The organism is Aquabacterium sp. A08 (assembly GCF_011742065.1).
Genome location: NZ_JAAQQT010000635.1, coordinates 1 through 9,443, shown reverse-complemented (window position 1 = coordinate 9,443; position 9,443 = coordinate 1). Strand labels below are relative to the sequence as shown.

5 protein-coding genes are annotated in these 9,443 nt (G+C 71.2%); 3 read left to right on the top strand and 2 right to left on the bottom strand.

The window, feature by feature from the left end; genetic code table 11:
• Nucleotides 1–2,871, bottom strand: a 2,871-nt coding sequence (locus HA630_RS13255; RefSeq protein ID WP_166835304.1) for a bifunctional diguanylate cyclase/phosphodiesterase, incomplete at its 3' end; no start/stop codon positions are given.
• 187 nt (nt 2,872–3,058) lie between these two features.
• On the opposite strand from HA630_RS13255, the gene dinG reads away from it, so the two are divergent.
• From dinG to HA630_RS13240, 3 genes are all read left to right on the top strand, one after another.
• Nucleotides 3,059–5,311, top strand: a complete 2,253-nt coding sequence (gene dinG, locus HA630_RS13250) for an ATP-dependent DNA helicase DinG (protein WP_166835302.1) — start codon at nt 3,059–3,061, stop codon at nt 5,309–5,311.
• Between the two features lie 35 nt (nt 5,312–5,346).
• Nucleotides 5,347–6,135, top strand: coding sequence for a hydroxypyruvate isomerase (hyi, locus tag HA630_RS13245; RefSeq protein WP_166835300.1), 789 nt, complete (start codon nt 5,347–5,349; stop codon nt 6,133–6,135).
• Between the two features lie 122 nt (nt 6,136–6,257).
• Nucleotides 6,258–9,311, top strand: a complete 3,054-nt coding sequence (locus tag HA630_RS13240; protein WP_208300084.1) for an EAL domain-containing protein — start codon at nt 6,258–6,260, stop codon at nt 9,309–9,311.
• On the opposite strand, the gene HA630_RS13235 is transcribed toward HA630_RS13240, so the two are convergent.
• The coding region (locus HA630_RS13235; protein WP_243855461.1) for an oxidoreductase-like domain-containing protein at nt 9,298–9,443 on the bottom strand (146 nt) is incomplete at its 5' end. The genes HA630_RS13240 and HA630_RS13235 overlap by 14 nt on opposite strands.

The following is a 9,443-nucleotide window of genomic DNA, read 5'->3' as shown; positions in this document are numbered from 1 at the left end:
GCCCAGCACCAGGTCCACGTGGCCCATCTCGTCGTCGGGGGCCAGGGTGCTGAGGTACTGCCGCAGCCGCTCGTCGCGGATGAAGTCGGCGCCCGACGTGGCCTCCAGCAGCAAGGCCGGGTTTTGCGGCCGGGCCACCACAAAACCCTGCACATAGTCCACCCCGATCTCGGCCAGGGTTTCCACGGTTTCAAAGTCCTCGGCCCATTCGGCGATGGTCTTCATGCCCAGGTTCTGCGCCAGGCTGACGATGGCCTCCACGATGGCGATGTTGGCCGGGTGCCGGTTCATGTTGACGATGAAGCTGCCGTCGATCTTGAGCAGGTCGGCCGGCAGGTCCTTCAGGTAGGAAAACGAGGTGTAGCCGGCGCCGAAATCGTCCAGCGCCACCCGCGCCCCAAAGCTGCGCACCTTGTCGATGAAGCGGCGGGTGTTGCCCATGTCGTGCAGGGCCACGCTTTCGGTGATTTCCAGGCAGATGCGCCGCGCCAGGTCGCGTTTGCTGTCGAGCAGGGCGAACACGTCCTCCATGAAACGCTCGTCGTTGAGCGATGCGCCGCTGAGGTTGAGGCAGACGAACTGGGTGTGGGCCAGAGCGTCCAGGTGCTGCTCCATCCACTCCAGCGTGTGGTGCAGCACCCAGCGGTCGATCACGCCCATGCGCCCGGCGTTTTCGCCGGCGTGGATCAGGCGCTCGGTCGGCACCCGGTCGCCGTGCTCGTCCTGCATGCGCAGCAGCACCTCGAAGTTGAGCGAGGCGTGCGGCGTGTGCAGCGACAGGATGGGCTGCATTTCCAGGAACAGGCCGTCGATGCGCTGGTTTGAAGCCAGCCGCTCGATCAGTTGCAGTTCCGCCTCGTGTTCGGTGAACACGCGCGAACCCTGCTCAAACACCACCAGGCCGCAGGGCTGGGCCTTTTTGGCCTGGCGGCAGGCGTGGTCGGCGGTGGAGACGATGTCCTTGGCCTGGGCCCCGGCGCCCACCTCGATCAGGCCAATGGAGCCGCGCACCTGGAAGGCGCGGTCGCCCACCTGGCAGGGGCTGCGCGCCAGGCTGGCGACGATTTCGCGGCAGATGGCCTCGGCCCGGTGCAGCGGGGTGTCGATCATGACCAGCAGGAATTCGTCGCCCCCGACGCGGCCCAGGTGCATGTGCGGGCCCAGCGGGGCCTGGGCGCGGGCGCAGACCTCTTGCAGCACCACGTCGCCGGCGGCGTGGCCGTACAGGTCGTTGATGAGCTTGAAGCGGTCCAGGTCCAGGTAGGCCACCGACAGCGGCCGCCCCCGGCCCAGCCGCACCAGCCCGCGCAGCAGCATGGCCTCGATGCCGCGCCGGTTCAGCACCTTGGTCAGGGTGTCGTGGTCGGCCAGGAACTGCAGGTGTTCGGTGGCGCGGGCCTTTTCGGTGATGTCCTGCAGCGAGCCTTCGATCTTGTCGCGCGCCAGCGTGGCCTTGACCAGAAAGCGCTTGACCGGCTGCCCGGGCGGTTCGACCTCCAGGTCCAGTTCCACCGGGGTGCCGCCCTGGGTGCGGCGCAACAGCTGCTGCCAGGCGTCTTCGGAAAACTGGGTGGCCCAGCGGTCGGCGGTGGGCGACAGCGACGCGGTGCCCAGCATCTGCAGCAGCGCCGGGTTGGCGCTGAGCCAGTGGCCCTGCAGGTCCAGGGTGAACAGGCCGATGGGGATGACCTCGTAGGCGTGGCTGAGTTCTTCCTGGGCGGCCAGGCGCTCCTGGTGTTCCTGGCGCATCTGCTCGGCGATGGCCAGCGACGCCAGCAGGCTGGATGCCAGCGCCGCGGTGACGCTGTTGACCGCGCCCAGCAGCCCTTTGAGGCCCAGCGCCGCGGCCGCCACCTCGTACAGGCTGGCGAACAGCGCCACGGTGATGGAGGCGGCGTACCACATGGCCACCCGCGAATGGGTGCGGATCAGCAGCCGGGTCAGCGAATACACCAGCACCGCCGTGCCCAGGGCCGTGCAAACCCAGATGATGGGCAGGAAGCGCCCGTAAGGCAGCACCAGGGCCAGGGCCACCAGGGGGACGGACAGCCACTGCACCCGCCGCACCCAGGTGTCCACGCCCGCCTTGGCCAGGTCCTGCTCGAACAGGGCGCGGAACAGCACCACCGTGGCCAGAAAGTACAGCGCCAGGGTCAGGGGCCGCATCCACACCAGCCAGGCGAAGGGGATGGTCTGGCCCAGCCACTGGTGGTCCCAGCCCATGGACAGCGCCGCCATGCGCAGGTTCACCACCAGCCAGGCGGCAAACACCAGGTAGTTGCGGTTGTGGTTGATGAAGCCGGCGATGAGGGTGAACAGGGCCAGCACCAGCACGCCGCCGTCGAGCAGCCCCGAGTTGCGGTGGAACTCCTGTTCGCGCACCGCCAGTTCGGCCGGTGCCCAGGCTTTGACGCTGAAGCGCGCCGGGCCGATGAAGCTGGCGCGGCAGAGCAGGGGGGTGTCCGGGGCCACGTCCAGCGCGAAGCCGGCGCGCGACACCCGCCAGCCGCTCTGGGCCTGGGTGCGGTCGATCCGCCCCAGCGGGGCCAGGGTGTCGGCGTGCCAGCACGCCAGCGCACTGGCGTGGCGCGAGGGGAATTCCAGCGTGCCGGCACCGCCCGGGGCGGGCAGGCGCACCCAGAACGGGGCTTGCGAGAGGCGGGTGTCCAGCCGTTCGGCCTGGGGCGGCTGGGCCTGGGCCAGGGCTTGTTGCGCCTGGGCCACATCCCACTGGCCGGTGGCGTCTTCCAACGCCTGGAAGGCCAGCACCCGGCCGCTGCTGGCCGGGTAGAGGCTGGGCCACAAGCCCATGGCCGCCAGGGTGAACAGGGCCACCAGCGCCGGTATCCAGTAGGCCGAAAAGACCTGCAATGCCCGATCCAAACCAAGCCCGGGAGGCTCAACCTGGTGGGGAGGGGTCACAAAGGTCATGGCTGCGCCGGGCCTGTCGCATGTTGGTGTGTGGACTCCCTGATCCTGGCTGGCGGACTTGTTGTGCTTTGCCAAGCATTATGCGCGGTCCACCGGCCGATGGCGGCTTGTGCCACACTCGCCCCCCATGGAAAAAGCAGCGATGGCGCGGGAGGCGCTGGCCCAGTTCGACCGCCTGGTGCAGGCGGGCCAAGGCCTGCGCCCGCGCCCGGGCCAGCGCCTGATGGCCGAGCAGGTGGCCTGCACCTTCAGCGAGGCCGACCTGGGCAAGCCGCCCCCGCCCGACGGCGCCGCCGAGGCCGACCCGCCGACGCGCTCCATCGCAGTGATCCAGGCCGGCACCGGCGTGGGCAAGTCGCTGGCCTACGCGGCCCCGGCCATTGCCCTGGCGCTGGCGCGCCACACCCGGGTGATGATTTCCACCGCCACCGTGGCGCTGCAGGAACAGCTGGTGCACAAGGACCTGCCGGCCCTGGCCAACGCCTTCGACCAGCCCTTCCGCTTCGCCCTGGCCAAGGGCCGCGGGCGCTACGTTTGCCGGCTCAAGCTGGACCGGGCCCAGGCCGCCCTGGACCCCGCCGGCCACGCCGACATGGACGACGACCTGCACGACGACGACCTGTTCCACGAGGCCGCCGGCCCGCAGGCGCCCCTGGCGCCGCAGGACGATGCGGTGCGCCAGGCCGCCTACGCCGAGATGGCGGCCGAGCTGGCCAGCGGCCGCTGGTCGGGCGACCGCGACACCCTGTCCACCCCACCCGACCCGGTGCTGTGGCAAAGCGTGGCCGCCGACGTCAGTTCCTGCACCGCCAAGCACTGCCCGGCCTACGGCCAGTGCAGCTACTACGAGCAGCGCAAGCAGCTGGTGGGGGCGCAGGTCATCGTCGTCAACCACGACCTCTTGCTGAGTTCGCTCGGCTCGCGCGCCCTGCCCGAGCTGGGCAACTGCCTGCTGGTGCTGGACGAAGCGCACCACCTGCCGGCGATCGCGCTGGACCAGTTCGCCAGCCACATGGACCTGAGCCGGCTGACCTGGGTGGACCGCCTGGCCAGCCGCACCCTGAAGGTGGGTGGCCTGCTGGCGGTGGAGGAAATGGCCGACGTGCCCAAGCACGCCGCCCTGCTGCGCCAGGGCCTGCAGGACCTGGCCCGCCTGGTGCTGCACCAGTACGGCGACGCCCTGCGCCAGGCGCAGCGGCCCTGGGGCGGCGCCCGCCCCGGTGGGCGCGACCAGCCCGGCCGGGTGCGGCTGCCGCAAGGCCGCCTGCCCGAGGTGCTGGTCACCCCGGTGGCGCAGCTGGCCCACAGCGCGCAGGTGTTCATCGACGCGCTGCGGGCGGTCAGCAAGGCGCTGCGCGCCGAAATCCGCGACCACCCCGACGAGGCCCGGCGCCTGGCCACCTACTACGCGCAGCTCGGCTCGCTGGCGCCGCGGCTGGAGGCGGTGCACGCCACCGCCCAGCTGCTGCTGCAGCAGCCCGAGGAAGGCAGCGTGCCGGTGGCCAAGTGGTTCACCCTGCAGACCCGCGGCGACTACCTGGTGGTGCAGGCCCACGCCAGCCCGACCCTGCCCGGCGCCACCCTGCGCCACCACCTGTGGGGCGCGGTGCGCGGCGCGGTGCTGACCTCGGCCACGCTGACCAGTTGCGGCAAGTTCGACTTTTTCCTGAAAGAGGCCGGCCTGCAGGGCGACCCGGACGCGGTCGCGCTGGAGGTGCCCAGTCCCTTCGATTTCGCCGCCCAGGGCCGGCTGGTGCTGGCCGGCACCCGCGCCGACCCCAAGGACGCCGCCGCCTTCACCGCCGAAATGGTGCAGGCGCTGCTGCGCGACCTCGCCCAGGTCAAGCACGGCGCGCTGGTGCTGTTCACCTCGCGCGAGCAGCTGCGCCAGGCCACCGAGGCGCTCCCGCCGGGCCTGCGCGAGCGCGTGCTGGTGCAGACCGAGTGGCCGCGCGGCCAGCTGCTGGCGCGCCACGGCGAGCGCGTCGCCGGCGGGCTGCCGTCCATCGTGTTCGGCATGCAGTCGTTTGGCGAGGGGCTGGACCTGCCCGGGCGCCTGTGCGAGGACCTGTTCATCACCAAACTGCCGTTCATGCCGCCCGACGACCCCGTGGGCGAGGCCCGCGCCGAGTGGCTGCGCGCCAACGGCCGCGACCCGTTCATGGAACTGGTGGTGCCGGCCACCGCCATCCGGCTGGCGCAGTGGGTGGGCCGCGCCATCCGCACCGAGGACGACGAGGCCCACGTCTATTGCTACGACCGCCGCCTGAGCCAGACCAGCTACGGCCAGCGCCTGCTCAGCGGCCTGCCGCCGTTCACCCGGGTCACGCCGGCCGAGCGGGCCGCCAGCGCCGCCGCCACCACCGGCCGTGCCGGTTGAAGGCGCCGGCCCCCCATGCACCCCCAGGAAACGCCATGCCCCTGTTCGCCGCCAACCTCAGCCTCCTGTTCACCGACCGGCCGTTCCTGGACCGCTTCGCGGCCGCGGCCCGCGCCGGTTTTCGCGCGGTGGAGTGCCAGTTTCCCTACGACTGGCCGGCGGCCGAGATCGCCCAGCGGCTGCATGCCCACGGGCTGCAGATGGTGCTGCACAACCTGCCGGCGGGCGACTGGGCGGCCGGCGACCGCGGCATCGCCTGCCACCCCGACCGGGTGGCCGAGTTTCGCCAGGGCGTGCCGCAGGCGCTGGCCTGTGCGCGGGCGCTGGGGGTGCCCCGCCTGAACTGCCTGGCCGGCCTGCTGCCGGCGGGTGTGGACCCGGCGCAGGCCCAGGCCACCTTGGTGGACAACCTGCGCTTTGCCGCCCAGGCCCTGGCCGAGCACGGGCTGACGCTGCTGGTCGAGCCGATCAACACCCGCGACCTGCCCGGTTTTTTCCTCAGCCGCACCGACGCCGCCCTGGCGCTGATCGAAGCGGTGGGCGCGCCCAACCTGAAGCTGCAGTACGACATTTACCACGCCCAGCGCATGGAGGGCGAACTGGCCGCCACGCTGCAGCGCTGCCTGCCGCACCTTGGCCACGTGCAGCTGGCCGACAACCCCGGCCGGCACGAGCCCGGCACCGGGGAGATCCACTTCGGCTTTCTGCTGCGCTGGCTAGACCAGATCGGTTACAGCGGCCACGTGGGCTGCGAATACCACCCGGCGCAGGCCGGGCCGGGCGGCACCGAGGCCGGGCTGGGCTGGCTGCAGGCGTTCCGCTGATCCACCGGCCTGAGGCCAGAGTGTCGGCCCGATGCGACACATAGATAGCAAATTTATCGTACAAATTGTGAATATACGATAATTAATTTGATTTATTCGGATAATTCGGGACAATCTGGCCTGTGAACTTTCGAGTCCTTGCCGTTGAGCCCCCGCCCGCCGTGGCCGCCCGCCGCCTGTCCCGCCAACAGGTGTTTGGCCGGTCGGTGCAGGTGTGCGTGGTCCACCACCCGAATGAGGCCCTGGGCCACGCCTGTGAGGCCGGGCACGACCTGCTGCTGGTGGACGGCCACTGGACGGTGGACCAGTTGCTGGCGCTGCTGCCGGGTCACCCCGAGGCGCTGGCCCTGCTGATGCTGCCCGAGGGCGAACGCGACAAGGCCCAGCGCGCCAAGTCCGCCGGCTACGCCGACCACCTGGTGCAGGACCGCCACGGTGGCTGGCTGGAGCGCCTGCCGCAGTCCATCGAAGACGCGGTGAAACGGGTGCGCCTGCAGCGCAGTCTGCACCAGGAAACGCGGGCGCGCCAGCAGCGGCGCGAGGCCCAGCGCATGGCCTTGCAGCAGTCGGAACTGCTGCGCTGGCGCCAGGAGCGCCTGCTCAAGGCCCTGGCCACGGCGCAGTCGCGCTTCATCGCCAACGCCACGCCGCGCCAGGTGCTGGGGGGCTTGCTGGAAGAACTGCTGCGGGTGACCGACAGCGAGCACGGCTTTGTGGCCGAGGTGTACGACGGCGACGGGGCCCAGCCCCATTTGAAGCTGCAGGCCCTGGCCGACCGCAGCGGGCGGGGCCTGTCCAAGGCCGAACGGGCCCTGGGCCAGACCGTGGCGCAGGCCATGGACAACCCCGGCAGCCTGATCGGCGCGGTGGTGCGCACCGCCCGCCCGGTGCTGGCCAACGAGCCGATGCAGGACGAGCGCCGCTCCCCCCGGGGCCTGCCCGAGGGCCACCGCCGCCTGGACAGCTACCTGGGCCTGCCCGTGGTGCTGGACGGCCGGGTGGTGGGCGTGGTGGGCCTGGCCAACAAGCCCGGCGGTTACGCCATGGACGACGCCGAGCAGCTCGCCCCCCTGCTGACCGCGCTGGCCCACATGGCGGCGGCCTGGCGCGCACAGGCCGCCCGCGCCAAGGCCGAACGCTCGCTGCAGCTCACCCTGTCGCACATCAACCAGGGGCTGCTCTGCGTCAACCGGCACGGCCAGGTGGAGTTCTGCAACGACCGGGTCGAAGCCCTGCTGGGCCTGCCCGCGGGCACGCTGGCCGGGCAGCCGCACATCCGCGCGCTCGAAGCCCACGGCGCCTTGCTCGGCCCCGACGCGCCTGGCACCTTCTGGCTCAAGACGGCGGCGCAGCGCACCATCGAAATCCAGGTGCAGGTGGTGGCCGACGGCGCCAGCGTGCGCACCTACACCGACGTGACGGACTACATCCGGGTGCAGCAGGCCCTGCAGGCCGGCGAGCAGAGCCACCGCGAGATGGCCGACCAGCTCAAGACCATCCTGGAGGCGATCCCCGACCTGCTGTACGAATTCGACGCGCAGGGCCGCTACCTTTACATCGGCAAAGGGCAGCCGGAGCTGCTGACCGCGCCGCCCGACACCCTGGCCCACGCCACCTACCACGACGTGCTGCCGCCCGAGGCCGCCGCCGAGATCGACGCCGCCATGGCCGAGGCCTCGATCTGCGGCGCCTCGCTCGGCCACCAGTACCGGCTGGACCTGCCCGACGGCACCCATTGGTACGAACTGTCGATGACGCGGCGCGAGCCCCAGCCCGGCCAGCCGCCGCGCTTCGTGATGCTGGCGCGCGACATCACCCAGCGCCGCCTGATCGACGAGCGCATCCAGCACCTGGCCTTCCACGACGCGCTGACCAACCTGCCCAACCGCCGGCTGGTGCAGGACCGGCTGTCCAAAGCCCTCAAAGCCGCCAAGCGCCAGCAGCAGCACGGGGCGCTGCTGTTCATCGACCTCGACAACTTCAAGGACCTGAACGACACGCTGGGCCACGACCAGGGCGACGAACTGCTGCAACTGGTGGCGGTGCGGCTGCGCGGCTGCGTGCGCGACGTGGACACCGTGGCGCGCCTGGGCGGCGACGAATTCCTGGTGATGATCGAGGGCCTGAGCAGCGACGTCGCCGCCGCTGCCGGCGAGGCCGACAAGGTGGCGCGCAAGGTCCTGACCACCCTGCGCCAGCCCTACGACCTGTCGAGCTGCGGGCACAGCAGCACGCCCAGCATCGGGGTGGCGCTGTTCGGCCAGCCGCAGGACACGGTGGAAGACCTGCTCAAGCGCGCCGACCTGGCCATGTACCGCGCCAAGATCGACGGGCGCAACACCATCAGCTTCTTCGACCCCGAGATGCAGGCCAGCGCCCTGCGCCGCGCCGCGCTGGAGGCCGACCTGCGCACCGCCCTGCGCGAAGAACAGTGGCGCCTGTACTTCCAGCCGGTGGTGGACGCTTTTGGCCACGTGCTGGGCGCCGAGGCCCTGGTGCGCTGGCAGCACCCCGAACGCGGCATGGTGCCGCCCGGTGCCTTCATTCCGCTGGCCGAGCAGAGCGGCATGATCCTGCCGCTGGGCCAGTGGGTGCTGCGCCGCGCCTGCGAATGCCTGGCCGACTGGGCGCGGGACCCGCAGCTGCGCCACTGGACGCTGTCGGTCAACGTCAGCACCCGCGAATTCCGCGAGGCCGGTTTCGTGGACCAGGTCAAGGCCGAGGTGCGGCGCGCCGGCGCCCAGCCCCACCGCCTCAAGCTGGAAGTGACCGAGAGCATGTTCATGCACGACGCCGAGGACACCGCGGCCAAGATGGCGGCGCTGCGCGAGTTCGGCATCCGGTTCGCGCTGGACGACTTCGGCACCGGCTACTCGTCGCTGAGCTACCTCAAGCGCCTGCCGCTGGACGAGATCAAGATCGACCAGTCCTTTGTGCGCGACGTGTTGGACGACGAGGACGACGCCGCCATCGTGCGCGCCATCCTGACCTTGGCGCAGACGCTGGGCCTGTCGGTGGTGGCCGAGGGGGTGGAGCTGCCCGAGCAACACGACTTCCTGGCCGGGCACGGCTGCCGCGCGTTCCAGGGCTACCTGTTCGGGCGGCCGGCCTGCGTCAGCGAGGCCCCGGCCTACGCCCGCAGCCGGCCGGTGTCGCGCGCCGTCATCGGGCTCTGAGGGCCGCCGCGTCCAGCACCGCCTGGGCGTCTTCCAACCAGAAGGTCAGGGCGGCGTAATAGCCTTCCCAGACACAGCCGTTGCAGCCCCGGCCGCAACAGGTGGTGGGCTCGGGCGGTGGCGCACGCAGCG

What these genes read in the sequence shown, in the direction of transcription:
- hyi (WP_166835300.1), top strand. Translation starts at nt 5,347, where the DNA reads ATGCCCCTGTTCGCCGCCAACCTCAGCCTCCTGTTCACCGACCGGCCG.
- dinG (WP_166835302.1), top strand. Translation starts at nt 3,059, where the DNA reads ATGGAAAAAGCAGCGATGGCGCGGGAGGCGCTGGCCCAGTTCGACCGC.